Origin of the sequence: Capillimicrobium parvum, assembly GCF_021172045.1 — a bacterium.
In the GTDB taxonomy this organism is placed as follows: domain Bacteria; phylum Actinomycetota; class Thermoleophilia; order Solirubrobacterales; family Solirubrobacteraceae; genus Capillimicrobium; species Capillimicrobium parvum.
Window position 1 is genome coordinate 2,239,206 of record NZ_CP087164.1, and the last position, 15,005, is coordinate 2,254,210.

A 15,005-nucleotide genomic window follows, 5' to 3' on the forward strand; every position below is an offset into this window, starting at 1 on the left:
GGCCTCACTTCGCGCCGAGGTAGCGCACGTAGACCAGGTCGTACTGCGCCGGGGGCACCGCGCGGATGCCCGCGACGAGCGGCAGGTCGATGGCCGTCCCCGGGTTGACGAACGCCACGTAGTTGCCGCGGGAGGACGTCGCCGGCGCCCGCGACGGGGCGTTCAGGTAGTCGCCCTTTGCGCCCGGGGCCGCGGGGGCGGCACGGGACTCGAGCGAGACGTTGCCGCTCGGCCGGTTCCAGAGGAACACGTCGCGCACGCCGTTGGCGTCGTCGCGGATGGACCGGCTCTCCTTGAGGTTCGTCGCCGCCGAGTCGAACAGCACGAACTCGCCCGCGCCGGTGATCGTCGGATTGTGCGACGGCCCGTTGCCGATCGACGTGGCCTTGGACTTCGACACCCACCGCTGCGTCACGCGCCGCGCCTTGCGCAGGTCGGCCTCGGCGATGTCCGACACGCCGTTCGTGTCGCCGGCCAGCAGGTTCGAGGCCGTCGTCTCGAATGCGACGAAGCCGCCGCCGTCGCTCGAGTCCGGGCTCGACGACGCGCCGTTGCCGGCCTTGCCGTTGCGGGTCGCGGACACCAGCCGCGTCCTGAACGCCAGCGTCTGGCGCCCCTGGCCGCGGCCCTTGCTCGAGAACCTGCGCGTGAGGGTGCGCTGGTAGACGTCGCTGACGCCGTTGCCGTCGCCTCCGGTGAGGTTCGAGGACGTCGAGGTGAACGCGACCGCCTTGCCGGCCCGGCCGAACGCGGGCTGCCACGAGTCGCCGTTGCCTGCCGCACCCCCCGTCGAGGCGGACGCCAGGAACGTCCGGCCGGCGAACCCGCGCTCGGCGCCGGTGCCCGCCAGCACGTGGACGTAGACCTGCCGGCGCGGCGCCTGGGAGGCGCGTGCGCCGATCCGGCGCGCTCCCGGGCCGAGGTTCGTCGCCTGGGTCGTGAACGCGACGCGCTCGCACGCGCCGTCGATCGACACCTCGGTGGTCGGGCCGTCGCCCTGCGCGCCGTTCGACGCGACCGACACGCGCTGGGTGACGTTCGTGCGCAGGTCGCGGACGAAGGCGTCCGGCTGGCCGTTCGTGTCGCCCTCGACGAGGTTCGACGCGGACGAGACGAACGCCACGCAGTGCGGCGCATGGTGCGTGTCGCCGTCGAGCGAGGGGCTCGTCGACGGGCCGTTCGCCGGCTGGCCGTTCATGCCGATGGACGCGATCGTGGTCGGACCCATCTCCCAGGGCGTGCCGTCGCGCCCCCACGGGCCCCGGCGGCTGACGACGAAGACGTCGGTGGCGCCGTTCGCGTCACCCGCGACGATGTTCGCGGCGTCCGACTCGTAGGCCATCAGGCGCGCGTTGCGCTGGTCGTGTGAGACGGTCGGGTTGCGCGAGGGGCCGTCGGGAAAGCCGCCGTCCGCGCTGCGGGAGAGCAGGAAGGTCGTGCGGTTGCTGGCGGCGTCGGCGGCCGGGGCGGCGAGCGCCGCGGCCGTGCTCGCCGCGATGAGGGCGCCCAGCATCGGGACCCTCGCGTCGCGAAGGCGGTCAAGCACCATCGTTCCCCTGTGTCTCGTTGAGTTGGGACGAGGACGTCCCTCCCGCTGAGGGTTCCATCCTGTCAAATGCTCAAACGGTCAGAAAACTAGGTGCGTCAGGGGTCCTGATACCAGTCAATCAACTTCGCGCCGATCGGACGCGCCGGCGCAACAAATTGGCCGCCGCCCGGGGCATCGACGCGCGCCGCGCCGAGCCCGCTTCGGCCGGGGCCGCGCAGGATACGCCCCGGCCGAGCCGAGCCCGCTTCGGTCGGGGCGTATCCTGCGCGGGACGAATGACCCTCACCTCGGATACGGACCTGGCGCACCTCGAGCACGCCATCGAGCTCGCGGAGGCGCGGCCGGGCCGGGCCACGCCGAACCCGAACGTGGGTGCGGTCGTCGTGCGCGACGGGGCCGTGGTGGGCGCGGGCACCCATGAGCGCTTCGGCGGCCCGCACGCCGAGGTGGTGGCCCTCCTGGACGCCGGCGCGGACGCTCGCGGGGGCACGCTGTACGTCTCGCTGGAGCCGTGCGCGCACGAGGGCAAGACCCCGCCGTGCACCGACGCGATCGTCGCCGCGGGCATCTCGCGCGTCGTCGTCGCCGCCGACGACCCGAGCGAGAAGGCGTCGGGCCGCGGCCTCGGCATCCTGCGCGACGAGGGCATCGACGTCGCCATGGCGGACGGCGTGCTCGCCACCCGCGCGCGGCTCGTCAACCAGGCCTTCCGCAAGCACGCCCGCACCGGCCGCCCCTGGGTCCTCTTCAAGTCGGCGATGACCCTCGACGGGAAGGTCGCCACGCCGAACGGCGACTCCAAGTGGATCTCCGGCGAGGCGAGCCGCCGCCTGGCCCACCAGTGGCGCGCGTCGGTCGACGCCGTCGCCGTCGGCGTGGGCACGGCCCTCGCCGACGACCCGCAGCTGACGGCGCGCATCGAGGGCGTCACCCGCCAGCCCCGCCGAATCGCCTTCGACTCGCTCGCCCGGCTGCCGCTTGACAGCCAGCTCGTCGCCGCGGCGCACGAGGTGCCGCTGACCGTGGTCGTGTCGCGCGCGGCGGACCGGCGCGACATCCACGCGCTCGAGGCCGCCGGCGCCGACGTCATCGTCGCCTCGGGCGAGCACGAGCCGGCGCGGGTGCGCTCGGCGCTCGTCCAGCTCGGCGACCAGGGCATCACGTCGATCCTGCTCGAGGGCGGCCCGCATCTGTCGGGCGCGTTCTTCGACGCGGGCGAGATCGACGAGGTGCGGCTCTTCCTCGCGCCGATGCTGGTCGGGGGCCGCGCGGCGCGCGACCCGCTCGAGGGTCAGGGCGTGGAGCGCATCGCCGACGCGACGCGCGCCCTGACGATGACATGCCGGTCGGTCGATCAGGACCTCCTGGTCAGCGCGCGCCTGAAGGAGTGGTGACGGTGTTCACCGGGCTGGTCCAGGACCTCGGCGAGGTCACGCGCATCGACGACACGGGCGACGGCGTGCGCCTCGCGGTGCGCTCGCACCTGGCGTCCGAGCTGTCGGAGGGCGACTCGGTCGCGGTCAACGGCGTCTGCCTGACCGCGGTCGGCATGTGCGGCGGCGAGCTGTTCGGCGCCGACGTCATGCGCGAGACGCTGCGGCGCTCGTCGCTCGGCGACCTCGCCGCGGGCGGCCACGTGAACCTCGAGCTGCCGTTGCGCGCTACCGACCGCCTCGGCGGGCACGTCGTCCAGGGCCACGTCGACGGCGTCGGCGCCGTGCGCGCCACCCGCGAGGACGGCTTCGCGCGCATCGTGGAGATCGAGGCCGACCCGTCCCTGCTGCGCTATGTCGTCGAGAAGGGCTCCATCGCCGTCGACGGCGTCTCGCTGACCGTCAGCGCGGTGGGCGACACGTTCTTCGCGATATCGCTCATTCCCGAGACCATCGAGCGCACGACGCTCGGGGCCGCCGAACCGGGCCGGCCTGTCAACCTGGAGGTCGACGTGCTGGCCAAATACGTGGAGAAGCTGATTCGATGATGCCGACCAAGCACTTCGCCACCGTGGAGGAGGCGCTGGAGGACATTCGTGCCGGGCGGATGGTGGTGGTCTGTGATGACGAGGATCGTGAGAACGAGGGCGATCTGACGATGGCGGCGCAGTTCGTCACGCCGGATGCGATCAACTTCATGGCCAAGGAGGGGCGGGGGCTGATCTGTCTGACGTTGACGCCGGATCGTTGTGAGGATCTCGGGCTCGATCTGATGGCGGCGAAGAACGAGTCGGCGTTCGAGACGGCGTTCACGGTGTCGATCGAGGCGCGTGAGGGCGTGACGACGGGGATCAGCGCGGCGGATCGGGCGCGGACGATCCAGGTGGCGATCGATCCCGAGAGCGCGCCGCGCGACCTCGTGCAGCCGGGGCATGTCTTTCCGTTGAAGGCGCGTCCGGGCGGGGTGCTCGAGCGTGCGGGGCAGACGGAGGCGGCGGTCGATCTGGCGCGGCTGGCGGGCCTGAATCCGTCGGGGGTGATCTGCGAGATCATGAACGACGACGGGACGATGGCTCGGGTCGACGATCTCGTCGGCTATTGCGCTCGGCATGGGCTGAAGATGATCACGGTGGCCGAGCTGATCGCCTATCGGCGCAAGCACGACCGTCTGGTCGAGCGGGTGGTGGCCACGAAGCTGCCGACGTCGTTCGGGGACTTCACCGCGATCGGCTACCGGTCGCTGGTCGATGACAAGCACCATGTGGCGTTGGTCAAGGGCGATGTGGAGGGCAGGGAGGAGGTGCTGGTGCGGGTGCACTCGGAGTGCCTGACCGGCGACGTGTTTCACTCGCTGCGCTGTGATTGCGGCGAGCAGCTGGAGAGCGCGCTGGCGATGATCGAGCGCGATGGGGAGGGCGTGCTGCTGTATCTGGCGCAGGAGGGGCGCGGGATCGGGCTGCTCAACAAGCTGCGCGCGTACAAGCTGCAGGAGGATGGGCTCGACACGGTGGAGGCCAACCTGCAGCTGGGGCTGCCGGCCGATCTGCGCGACTACGGCATCGGCGCGCAGATCCTCACGGATCTGGGGCTGAGCTCGATCCGGATCCTGACCAACAACCCGAAGAAGATCCTCGGCCTCGAGGGCTACGGGCTGTCGGTGAGCGAGCAGGTGCCGATCGAGCACCTTCCCAACCCGCACAACGAGGCCTACCTGCGCGCCAAGGCCGAGCGCATGGGCCACATGCTCCACCACCAGGGCGTCGGCCTCGACGAGGAGATGCTCCACGACGAGCGCCGGAGGGACCGCCCGTGAGGATGGCGCTGTGCGTGGCGCGGTTCTACGAGGACCTCGCCGACCGCCTCGAGGCGGGCGCGCGCGCCCGGTTCGCCGAGGCGGGGGTCACGGACGTCGACCGCTACGACGTTCCCGGCGCGTTCGAGCTTCCGCTCGCCGCGCGCTTCGCGGCCGAGAGCGGCCGCTACGACGGCGTCGCGTGCCTCGGGGCGGTGATCCGCGGCGAGACCGACCACTACGAGTGGGTCTGCCAGGAGGCGGCGCGCGGCATCCAGGACGTGCAGCTGCGCAGCGGCATCCCGTGCGCGTTCGGCGTGCTCACCGTCGACAACCGCGAGCAGGCGCTCGCCCGTGCGGGCGGCGACAAGCGCGACAGCGGGCGCCACGCCGCCGAGGCGGTCCTCGCGCTGGCTGGCTTAAGGCGCCAACTGCAGGTACCCTGAACCCCATGACGGCGGAGGTGCTGGCGCTCGCGCTGACCCTGGCGGTCCACATCGTCGGAGCATTCGCGCTGATCGGGGTCCTCGTACGCAACAGCGGCGCCGACGTTCGCGACTGGTGGCCGGGCGACGACGACGGCGGCCCGCCGCCCGACGACCCGCAGCCGCAGCGCCCGCAGCCCGGCGGCGGGGGCGGCGTGCCGCTGCCCGACGCCCAGGCGTCCCCGGTGCGCCTGCGCGAGCCGGGCCAGATCTCCGAGCGCTACCCGCGCCCGGCCCGCCGCCCGGCGCACCCGCCGGCTCCGGCGCCCGAGCGTCAGCCCGAGCACGGCTGACGGGCGCCCGCCTACTCGTCGGACAGCCCCATGAAGCGCACGAACGCGTCGGGGACGGCCTGGCCGTTCGCTTCGCCGGACTCGTTCTCCTCGCGGCTCGTGAACCCGACGAACGTGCCGCGGTTGGAGATGGCCGGGCTCCAGCTGAACGCCGGCCGGCCGTCGGCGAGGTGGAACTCGCCGGTGCGGCAGCACTTGCTCTCGCCCGAGAGGTTGCCCGCGCCGCGCTCGCGCGGGAAGTTCCAGAAGTACACGTGCATGAACGGGCCGTCGGACGGTGGGCCGTCGAACTTCAGGTCGCGCAGGTTCTTGGCGAACGACCGGAACACCGCCTGCTCGCCGTGCCCGCTCACGTGCACCTGGTCTGACTGCAGGTCGCCCTGCGTATCGGTCCCGGCGTCGTAGCTGACCATCTCCATCTCGTCCGGTCCGCCGCTGGGCGACTGGCGCAGCGTGCGCCGGAAGACGTCGCGCGTCGCACCGTTGCGGTCCTCGGAGATGCCGCGGCACCGGCTGAGGCACAGGTCGGTGGCGGTGGACTCGAAGACGACGTAGACGCCGTCGTTGTCCAGGTTCGGATCGCTGGAGACGCCGTTGCCGCCCCGCTTGGCGTTCGTGGCCGAGTTGCTGACGAGCTGCCGGCCACCGCTCCGCCTGACCTTCTCGCGGTGTTCGCTGAGCGGCTGGTAGTACACCTGGCCGCCGCGGTCGAAGGCCACGCCCTCGCCGTTGGTCTGCAGGTCGGGATGGCTGCCCCGGCCGACGCGGCGCGCCGTGCCCTGGGCGACGTCGTAGACCCACACGCGCCCGCCCGCGGCGAACGAGACGCGACGGCAGTAGCCGTCGACGACGCCGTCGGTGGCGTTCTCCCTGCCTTTGCTGACGAGCGTCGTCCTGCCGGAGTCGAGGTCGTGCAGGTACACGTCCCAGTCGGAGCTCGTGTCCGCGGGGGAGAGGTTGGTCGCCTGCGACTGGAAGGTGAGGCAATGCGGCGCGACCGCGTCCTGGCCGAGCGTGCTGAGGCCGTCCAGCGACGGCTTGATCGAGTCGCCGTTGCCCTGCTCGCCGGAGCTCGAGACGCTGCCCAGCGACAGCGATCCGGTGATCTGGCCGGTGCCCGGGGCGTTGCGCTTCATCACGATGACGTCGCGCTTGCCGTTCGCGTCGCCGGCCACGAGGTTGCTCGCGGAGGAGTCGTAGGCGACGTAGCGGACCTTGCGGTTGTCCTGGCTGAAGGTGACGTCGTGGTCGGCGGGCCGGGGCCCTCCGGTCGGGTCGTCGCGGGCGACGCCGGTGTCCTGCGCGTACGTCGTGTCGTCGCTCGGGCCGCCGGCCGGCGGAGCGCCGCCGGGCGGCGAGACGATCTCCGTCACGCGCGTGCCGATGACGGGCGCCGGGGCGGCCGCCGCCGGGATGAGCACAGCGCCCGTCACGAGGACGGCGCATAGGGCACCGCGGGGAACACCGAACATGGACCCTCCTGCCGTGGGTCGATCGCGAATCCGGTCGGGGCGACGCTACACCATGCTCAGGACCATCTGTCCATCCGCCGTCCGTCCGTCGGGTCGGCGCAGCACCGGTGCTTGGCGCGGCGGCGGTCGGGCGGCCTCCCGCGGCGAGGCCGCCGGCGGTCAGTCGCGCCCGTTGGCGTGGCCCTTGCCCCGGCCCGCCGGCCCGGCTCCGCCCGCCTCGCCGGCCGCCTGCTGGGCGGCGGCGAGCTCGGCCTGGACCGTTCCCTGCTGGTCGGGATTCTGCAGGCGCACCTGGAGCACGTCGACGGCCTCCGACGGGCGCCCGGCGAGCCGGAGCGCGTGACCGAGGTCGTAGAGGGCGTAGGCGCACGGGTCGGTCTGCGACACCGGGCAGTCCTGCACGGCCTGCTGGAGGCTCGCGATCGCACCGGCGTAGTCGCCCTGGGCGATCTGGTTGTGGCCCTGGGCCTGGAGCTCGGAGGAGGAGCCGGACGGCGGGGCCTGCTCGGGCGGCGCCTGCTCCTGGGTCGTCGCCTGCTGCGTCTCGGGCGGCGAGGTCTGCGTCTCGGGGGCGGAGGCCGCGGGCGGCGCCGCCGCCTGCTGGGCCTTCTGCCTGCGCTTCGCCTTCTTCCTGGCCTTGGCGGCGCTCTTGCCCGCGTCGCTGCGCGACGCCTCGCTGCGCGCCGTTGCCGTCGTCTGGGCGGCGCCGCCGGCGGAGCGATCGCCGTTGCCGCCGCCGCCGTTGAGCGCGAGCGCGGCGATCGCGGCGCCGGCGAGCAGGAGGACCGAGGCGAGCGCGACGAGGACGCCCCAGCCGAAGCGCCGGCGGCCGGGGCCTTCGTCGTCGGCCGCCTCTCGGCTCGGGACCGCGCGCGGCGGGACGGCGCGCGGCGGGACCGCGCGCGTCGGGGCCGTGCGCTCGGCCTCCGTGCCGATGACGCCGTCCTCGAGCGCCTCGACCATGTCGCAGCAGCTGCGCCACCGGCGGTCCGGATCCTTCTCCAGCCCGCGCCACAACGCCCGGTCGACGGCCATCGGCAGCGTGTCGTCGACCTCGCTGGCCGCGGGCGGCGGCGTCTCGACGTGTGCGCGCGCCTGCGCCGCGATGTGCTCGCCGCCGAACGGCCGGCGCCCGGTGAGCAGCTCGAACGCGACGACGGCGAGCGAGTAGCGGTCGCTGGCCGCGGTCGCGTCCTCGCCGAGCGCCTGCTCGGGCGACAGGTACGCGGCCGTGCCGAGCACGGTGCCGGTCTGCGTCAGGCCGGCGGCGTCGCTGGCCATCCGGGCGATGCCGAAGTCACCGACCGCGAGGCGTCCGTGCTCGTCGAGCAGGAGGTTGCCGGGCTTGACGTCGCGGTGGACGATCCCGTGGCGGTGCGCGTGGTCGAGCGCCGAGGCGGCGGCGTCGAGCCAGGCGAGCGCCTGGCGGCGGCTGATCGGCGTGGCGGCCTTCAGCCGGTCGGCCACCGTGCCGCCGGCGAAGTGCTCCATCACGATGAACGGCGTCCCGTCGTCCATCTCGCCGATGTCGTAGATCGTGGCGACGTGCGGGTGGTCCGACACGCGCGCGGCGGCACGCGCCTCGCGGCTGAAGCGCTCGATCGCGGCCTCGTCGGAGGCGAAGTGCGCGCCCAGCACCTTGACCGCGACGACGCGGCCGAGCAGCGTGTCCTCGGCCGCGAAGACGGTCGCCATGCCGCCGGAGGCGATCCGGCGAACGGTGCGGTAACGGTCAGGGAGTCGGACGGGCGGCGACGTCGCAGGCATGCGCTAGCGGGACGCCTACCCATGACGGCGCGGGGCCGAACGTCCGGCCCCGCTATCCTCCTCTGCCGCATGGCAAAGATCTGTCACTCCTGCGGCAAGGGCCCCGCGTTCGGCAACAGCCGCAGCCACTCGATGGTCGCGACCAAGCGTCGCTTCGACCCGAACCTCCAGAAGGTTCGCGTCATGGACGGCGCCTCTCCGCGCCGCGTCTACGTCTGCACGCGCTGCCTGAAGGCCGGCAAGGTCACCAAGGCGCTCTAGGGGTGCCGATTCCGGCCCGCGGCCTGCATGGTGGGCTCGCAGCGTCCGCCGGCGGGAGGCGGGACCCCATGGGTTCTGTAGCTCCAGGGCATCGCGCCCTGGACCTGCTGCCGTGACCGAGTCGAGCCTCGTCCGCTTCCGCGCTGTCGTCGAAGGCGCGCTCGCGCATCTCGAGAGCCGCCGCCAGGAGGTCAACGACCTCAACGTGTTCCCCGTCGCCGACGGCGACACGGGCGACAACATGGCGCTGACCCTGCGCGCCTGCCTGGCGGAGGTCGACCAGCTCGCCCAGGAGGGCGGCGAGCGCACGATCGACGAGATCGGCCGCGACGAGATCGTGGGCCGCGTCGCCCGGGCGGCGCTGCTCGGCGCGCGCGGCAACAGCGGCGTCATCCTCTCCCAGCTCATCCGCGGCGCCGCCGAGGAGCTCATCAGCCGCCCCGGCGAGCTTGTCGACCCGGTGCTGATCGGCGCCGCGATGGCCCGCGCGGCCGACCATGGGTACTCCTCGGTCCGCGAGCCGGCCGAGGGGACGATCCTGACGGTCATGCGCGAGATGGCGAGCCGCATCGCCACCGAGCTCGCGCACATGCCCGACCCGCGCCTCGGGCCTTGCGCGTCGTCCGACGACCAGAACGCCGCGATCGCCGACATCCTCGAGCGTGCGATCGTCGCCGGCGAGGAGTCGGTGCGCCGCGGCCCCGAGCTGCTGTCCGTGCTGCGCGACGCCGGCGTGGTCGACGCGGGCGGCTACGGCGTGACGATCATCTTCGCGGGGATCGTCGCCGCGCTGCGCGGGAGCGAGGGCCCGCCGCTCGAGCACCATCACGCGCCGGCGCGGCGCCATGCCCCCGAGGAGCACAGCTCCTCGACCTACCGGTACTGCACGAACTTCGCTGTGATCGGCGCGGGGCTCGAGCGCTCGCGCTTCGCCGGGCCGCTCGAGGCGATCGGCGACTCGGTCCTCATCGTCGGCGACGAGCACACGATCAAGGTCCATGTCCACACCGACGAACCGCAGGCCGCGACCGCGATCTTCGCGGGCGCCGGCGAGGTGTCGCGGCTCGACGTCGCCGACATGCACGAGCAGGTCGAGCAGCGCGCCGGGCGGCTGCTGTCGCGGTGCGGGGCTCTGGCGGTCTGCGCCGGCGACGGGATGCGGCGCCTGTTCGCGTCGTTGGGCGCCGAGGTGCTCGACGGCGGCGCGACGCTCAACCCGTCGACCTACGAGCTGCTCGCCGCCATCCATGCGGTGCCCGCCGAGGAGGTCGTGGTCCTGCCGAACTCGCCCAACGTCATCATGGCCGCCGAGCGCGCCGCCGAGCTCGCGGAGAAGACGGTCCACGTCGTGGCGTCGCGCTCGCAGCAGGCGGGCCTGAGCGCCGCGGTGGCCCTGGTGCCGGATCGCGCGGCGGCGGAGAACGCGCAGGCGATGACCGACGCGCTCGTGCAGCTGCGCATCGGCTCGGTCGCCCCGGCCGCGCGCGAGGACGTGCACGGCCGGTTCGGCGTCGGCGAGGCCGTGGGGTTCGTCGAGGACGAGATCATCGCCTGGGGCGAGCCCGGGCCGACCCTGCAGGCCGTCCTGCGCTCGCTCTCGCGCGACGCCGAGCTCGTCACCTGCATCGCCGGCGACGGCGCCCCGCTCGACCACGACGGCGTGCGGGCGCTCGCGTCCGATGCGGTGGAGCTCGAGATCGAGGACGGCGGCCAGCCGGCGTACTGGTGGCTTCTGTCGGCGGAGTAGCTTCAGGCCCGCCGCCGCGGCCGGTCCGCCCCGGCGGTCATCATCTCGGCGTGGGCCCGTTCGACAGCGCCGATCCCGCCGCGGTCGCGGTCCGTCTCCCACGCCCGTCGCGCCTGGAGCAGGCGGTCGAGGCGCCGCACCCCAAGGTCGCGGAGGCGCTCGAGACGCTCGGGCTGCGGACGGTCGGCGACCTCCTCTGGCACCTGCCGCGCGAACGCCGGGTCGCGCGGCAGGTCGCCGAGCTCGCGGTCGGCGAGCAGGCCAACGTCCTCGTGGAGGTGCGCTCGATCCGGTCGCGGCCCGTGCGCCGGCGGGGCATGAAGCCGCTCGTCGAGGCGACCGTGGCCGACGCGACCGGGGTCATGAAGGTGGTCTTCTTCAACCAGCCGTGGCTGGAGCGCCGCTACCGGCCCGGGACCCGCCTGGCGCTGTACGGCAAGTACGACGGGCGCAACTCGTTCAAGGTGAGCTCGCATTCCGAGACCCTCGACGTCGGCGCGGCGGTGGAGGGCATCGCCCACTACCCGGCGACCGAGGGGATCACGTCGACGCAGCTGGCGGAGATGGTGCGCGCGCACCGGGCCGCGATCGGCGACGTCATCGAGCCGCTGCCCGCGGCCCTGCGCGTGGCCGAGCGGCTGCCCGACCGCGCCGCGGCGCTGGCCGACATGCACTTCGGCGACGGCGAGCCCGGGCGCGTGCGCCTGGCGTTCGACGAGCTGCTGTCCACGCAGCTGCTGTTCGCCCGGCGCCGGGCGCTGCATGCGGCGATCGCGGCGCCGGCGCTCGACGGGCCGCGGCGGCTGACCGAGCGCTGGCTGGCGGACGCGCTGCCGTTCACGCCGACCGGCGACCAGTCCGCCGCCATGGAGGCGGTCGAGGCGGACCTCGCACGACGGAGACCGATGCAGCGGCTGCTGATGGGGGAGGTCGGCTCGGGCAAGACCGTCGTCGCGCTGTTCGCGCTCCTGCGGGCGGTCGAGCACGGGATGCAGGGCGCGTTCATGGCTCCGACCGAGACGCTGGCCGAGCAGCACTTCGCGACGGTGCAGAACCTGCTCGGCGCCGAGCCGGTCTCGGCTGCGCTGCTGACCGGGTCCACCCCGGCGGGGCGCCGGGCGGACGTGCTGGGCAAGCTCGGGTCCGGCGAGCTGTCGCTCGTCGTCGGGACGCACGCGCTCATCGAGCCGGCGGTCGTCTTCGACCGGCTCGCGGTGGCGGTGGTCGACGAGCAGCACCGGTTCGGCGTGCGCCAGCGCAGCGCGCTGGACGCCAAGGGCCCCGGGCACCATCCACGCGACGGCATCGACTCGCGCAGCGCCCCCGGGGATGGTCGGAGGCTGGCGCCCCACGTGCTGCACATGACCGCGACCCCGATCCCGCGCACGATGCGCCTGCTCGAGTTCGGCGACCTCGAGCACACGGCGATCCACGAGCTGCCCGGCGGGCGCAAGCCGATCCGGACGTTCGTGGCGTCGACGGACGCCGAGCGCGAGCGCGCGTACGAGCGCATCCGCGAGGAGCTGAGGGCCGGCCGCCAGGCGTTCGTCGTCTGCCCGCTCGTCGAGGAGTCCGAGGCCCTGCAGGCGCGGGCGGCGACGAGCGAGTTCGAGCGCTTGGCCCGGGGCGAGCTGTCGGACTTCCGGCTCGTCCTCCTGCACGGGCAGATGCGCCCGCGCGACAAGCAGGCGGCGATGGCGTCGTTCGCGGCGGGCGGCGCGGACGTGCTCGTGGCGACGAGCGTGATCGAGGTCGGCATCGACGTGCCCAACGCGACCGTCATGCTCGTCGAGAACGCCGAGCGCTACGGCATCTCGCAGCTGCACCAGCTGCGCGGCCGGATCGGCCGTGGCGGGCACGCGTCGGTGTGCATCCTGTTCGGCCCGAAGGAGTCCAAGCGGCTGCGCGCGCTCGCCGAGCACGCCGATGGCTTCCGGCTGGCGGAGATCGACCTCGAGCTGCGGCGCGAGGGCGAGCTCGTCGGCACGCGCCAGTCGGGCTACGGCGAGTTCGACGTCGCGCGGCTGCCCGAGGACGAGGGGCTGCTCGAGCGCGCCCGGCGCCGCGCGGCGGAGCTGCTGGCCTCGGATCCCGAGCTGCAGCGACCCGAGAACGCGCTGCTGGCCGACGCGCTGCGCGAGCGCTACGGCGTCGCCGAGCTCGACCTGCCGATCCCCGCGTGACCCGCATCCCCCGACCCGACCCGCCGTCCGGCGGCCTGCATCCGTGAGACCCTGCGGGTCCTCACCCGGCCGCGCCCGCACCCGCGCTGCGGTGCCGTCGTGAGACCCTGCGAGTCCTCACCCGGCCGCGCCCGCACCCGCGCTGCGGTGCCGTCGTGAGACCCTGCGGGTCCTCACCCACGGCGGTCAGAGCGCTGTACACGGTGACATCGTGAGGATCGTCGCCGGCCAGTGGCGCGGCCGCCGGATCGTGGCGCCGCCGGGCCGCGACACCCGTCCCACGTCCGACCGCGTCCGCGAGGCCCTCTTCTCGATCCTCGGCCCGCTCGACGGCACGGCGGTGCTCGACCTCTTCGCCGGCTCGGGCGCGCTCGCGCTGGAGGCGCTGTCGCGCGGCGCCGCGCGAGCCGTCCTCGTCGAGCGCGCGCCCGCCGCGCTGAAGGCCATCCGAGCCAACCTCGAGGCGCTCGGAGCGAGCGCCGAAGTGCGCGCCCGGGACGTCCGCGCGTTCGTCCGGGACGCATCCGCGGCGGGAGGGCCATACGATCTCGTGTTCCTCGACCCCCCGTACCGCGACGCGGCGGGGCTCGGACCGGCGCTCGAGCTCGCGCCGCTGCTCGCGGACAGCGGGCGGGTCGTGAGCGAGACCGACCGGCGGGCACCGCTTGCGCTTCCGGCGCTGGAGGTCACCGACGAGCGCCGTTACGGCGACACCATGATCAGGATCCACACCCTCCCATGACCAAGGCCGTCTGCCCCGGAAGCTATGACCCGATCACCAACGGGCACCTCGATGTCATCTCGCGCGCATCGGACCTCTTCGACGAGGTGATCGTCGCGGTCGTCAACGCGTCGGTGCGCAAGACGAAGCCGCTCTTCGCGGCCGATGAGCGGATCTCGTTCATCGAGGACGCCACGGCGCACCTCGGCAACGTGAGCGCCGCGCCGTTCGACATCCTCATCGTCGAGTTCGCGCGCCGGGTCGGCGCGAAGGCCATCGTCAAGGGCCTGCGCGCGATCTCGGACTTCGAGTACGAGCTCGAGATGTCCAACCTCAACCGCCGCCAGGCCGACGACATCGAGTCCGTCTACCTGATGTCGGGGCCGCAGTACAGTTTTCTCAGCTCCAGCGGTGTCAAAGAGCTCGCAACCTTCGGCGGGGACATCGACGGACTCGTGTCCGATCGCGTCGCCCGGCGGTTGAAGGAAGAGCTCGGCCGCTAACGAACCTAAGGAAGCCATGGACGTCCTCGTGCTCATCGACAAGCTGGACGACCTCGTCCACAACGCGAAGCCCGTGCCGCTCACGGATCAGGTTCGCGTGGACAAGGAGGAGATCTACGACATCCTCGACCAGATGCGCGCGACGATCCCCGAGGAGATCAAGCAGGCGCGCTGGATCGTCAAGGAGCGCCAGGAGATGCTGGCCGAGGCCAAGCGCGAGGCCGAGCGCATCGTCAAGGAGGCGCGCGAGCGCCAGGAGCGCCTGATCTCCCAGGAGGAGGTCACGAAGGCGGCCGAGCGCGCCGCCGAGGACATCATCGAGGACGCCCGCGCGCGCGAGCGTGAGATCCGCCTGGGCGCCGAGGACTACGCCGACGAGATCCTCAACACGCTCGAGGTCAACCTCTCGAAGTTCATCGCCGCCGTCCAGCGGGGCCGCGAGCGCCTGCAGGGCAAGGACGAGCCGGCCGAAGTCGCGCGCTGAGCGCCGCGACGCGAGGCACCGCGTCGCGCCGCTACACGTCCGCCTCAGCCGACGTCGAACCCGCGCAGCCCCTCCGCGGGCTCGTCGAACACCTCCACGCGCTGCACCTGGGCGCGCGGCGGCCCGGTCCGCACGAACTCGACCGCCTGCGACACCGCCTCCTGCGGTCCCTCGAAGACCGCCTCGACGGTTCCGTCGCCGCAGTTGCGCGCCCAGCCGGCCACGCCCAGTCGCGCCGCCTCCCGGCGCGTGCTGTCGCGGAAGAACACGCCCTGCACGCGGCCCGACACGATCACCCGGCGGCGCACCATCACC

The 15,005-nt window shown here is 73.3% G+C and carries 15 protein-coding genes; 11 read left to right on the forward strand and 4 right to left on the reverse strand.

Going from position 1 to position 15,005, the window contains the following annotated elements; all coding sequences use genetic code 11:
- Positions 1-4 precede the first annotated feature (4 nt).
- Complete coding sequence (locus DSM104329_RS11090) at positions 5-1,513, reverse strand: hypothetical protein (protein WP_259315503.1); 1,509 nt, start codon at positions 1,511-1,513, stop codon at positions 5-7.
- A gap of 311 nt (positions 1,514-1,824) precedes the next feature.
- On the opposite strand from DSM104329_RS11090, the gene ribD reads away from it, so the two are divergent.
- The 5 genes from ribD to DSM104329_RS11115 are packed head-to-tail and all read left to right on the forward strand — an operon-like array spanning position 1,825 to position 5,552.
- Complete coding sequence (gene ribD / locus DSM104329_RS11095; RefSeq protein WP_259315504.1) at positions 1,825-2,943, forward strand: bifunctional diaminohydroxyphosphoribosylaminopyrimidine deaminase/5-amino-6-(5-phosphoribosylamino)uracil reductase RibD; 1,119 nt, start codon at positions 1,825-1,827, stop codon at positions 2,941-2,943.
- Between the two features lie 2 nt (positions 2,944-2,945).
- Entirely contained in the window at positions 2,946-3,530 is a 585-nt protein-coding gene (locus DSM104329_RS11100; protein ID WP_259315505.1) for a riboflavin synthase, read from the forward strand.
- Positions 3,527-4,795 carry a bifunctional 3,4-dihydroxy-2-butanone-4-phosphate synthase/GTP cyclohydrolase II gene (locus tag DSM104329_RS11105; RefSeq protein WP_326924494.1) on the forward strand — a complete coding sequence of 423 codons (1,269 nt, stop codon included), beginning with the start codon at positions 3,527-3,529 and terminating at the stop codon, positions 4,793-4,795. The genes DSM104329_RS11100 and DSM104329_RS11105 overlap by 4 nt, the downstream gene beginning before the upstream one ends.
- 2 nt (positions 4,796-4,797) lie before the next feature.
- On the forward strand, positions 4,798-5,220 hold the full coding sequence (gene ribH / locus DSM104329_RS11110) for a 6,7-dimethyl-8-ribityllumazine synthase (protein WP_259316205.1): 423 nt from the start codon (positions 4,798-4,800) through the stop codon (positions 5,218-5,220).
- A gap of 5 nt (positions 5,221-5,225) precedes the next feature.
- A complete protein-coding gene (locus DSM104329_RS11115; RefSeq protein ID WP_259315506.1) occupies positions 5,226-5,552 on the forward strand; it encodes a hypothetical protein in 327 nt (108 codons plus the stop codon).
- An 11-nt stretch (positions 5,553-5,563) separates the two neighbouring features.
- On the opposite strand, the gene DSM104329_RS11120 is transcribed toward DSM104329_RS11115, so the two are convergent.
- The gene (locus DSM104329_RS11120) at positions 5,564-6,985 is read right to left on the reverse strand and encodes a TolB-like translocation protein (protein ID WP_259315507.1); all 1,422 of its coding nucleotides are present in this window, start codon (positions 6,983-6,985) and stop codon (positions 5,564-5,566) included.
- A 198-nt stretch (positions 6,986-7,183) separates the two neighbouring features.
- The gene (locus DSM104329_RS11125; RefSeq protein ID WP_259315508.1) at positions 7,184-8,791 is read right to left on the reverse strand and encodes a serine/threonine-protein kinase; all 1,608 of its coding nucleotides are present in this window, start codon (positions 8,789-8,791) and stop codon (positions 7,184-7,186) included.
- A gap of 69 nt (positions 8,792-8,860) precedes the next feature.
- Here DSM104329_RS11125 and rpmB point away from each other — a divergent pair, with 69 nt between their 5' ends.
- The 6 genes from rpmB to DSM104329_RS11155 all read left to right on the forward strand — a co-directional run bounded on the left by rpmB (position 8,861) and on the right by DSM104329_RS11155 (position 14,690).
- Positions 8,861-9,052 carry a 50S ribosomal protein L28 gene (gene rpmB / locus DSM104329_RS11130; RefSeq protein ID WP_259315509.1) on the forward strand — a complete coding sequence of 64 codons (192 nt, stop codon included), beginning with the start codon at positions 8,861-8,863 and terminating at the stop codon, positions 9,050-9,052.
- Between the two features lie 112 nt (positions 9,053-9,164).
- A complete protein-coding gene (locus DSM104329_RS11135; protein WP_259315510.1) occupies positions 9,165-10,799 on the forward strand; it encodes a DAK2 domain-containing protein in 1,635 nt (544 codons plus the stop codon).
- Positions 10,800-10,849: 50 nt separating this feature from the next.
- On the forward strand, positions 10,850-12,982 hold the full coding sequence (locus tag DSM104329_RS11140) for an ATP-dependent DNA helicase RecG (RefSeq protein ID WP_259315511.1): 2,133 nt from the start codon (positions 10,850-10,852) through the stop codon (positions 12,980-12,982).
- A 211-nt stretch (positions 12,983-13,193) separates the two neighbouring features.
- Complete coding sequence (gene rsmD / locus DSM104329_RS11145; protein WP_259315512.1) at positions 13,194-13,724, forward strand: 16S rRNA (guanine(966)-N(2))-methyltransferase RsmD; 531 nt, start codon at positions 13,194-13,196, stop codon at positions 13,722-13,724.
- A complete protein-coding gene (gene coaD / locus DSM104329_RS11150) occupies positions 13,721-14,206 on the forward strand; it encodes a pantetheine-phosphate adenylyltransferase (protein WP_259315513.1) in 486 nt (161 codons plus the stop codon). The genes rsmD and coaD overlap by 4 nt, the downstream gene beginning before the upstream one ends.
- A 16-nt stretch (positions 14,207-14,222) precedes the next feature.
- The gene (locus DSM104329_RS11155) at positions 14,223-14,690 is read left to right on the forward strand and encodes an ATPase (protein WP_259315514.1); all 468 of its coding nucleotides are present in this window, start codon (positions 14,223-14,225) and stop codon (positions 14,688-14,690) included.
- 44 nt (positions 14,691-14,734) lie between these two features.
- Here DSM104329_RS11155 and DSM104329_RS11160 read toward each other — a convergent pair whose 3' ends face one another.
- Positions 14,735-15,001 carry an acylphosphatase gene (locus DSM104329_RS11160; RefSeq protein WP_259315515.1) on the reverse strand — a complete coding sequence of 89 codons (267 nt, stop codon included), beginning with the start codon at positions 14,999-15,001 and terminating at the stop codon, positions 14,735-14,737.
- Positions 15,002-15,005: the final 4 nt, after the last annotated feature.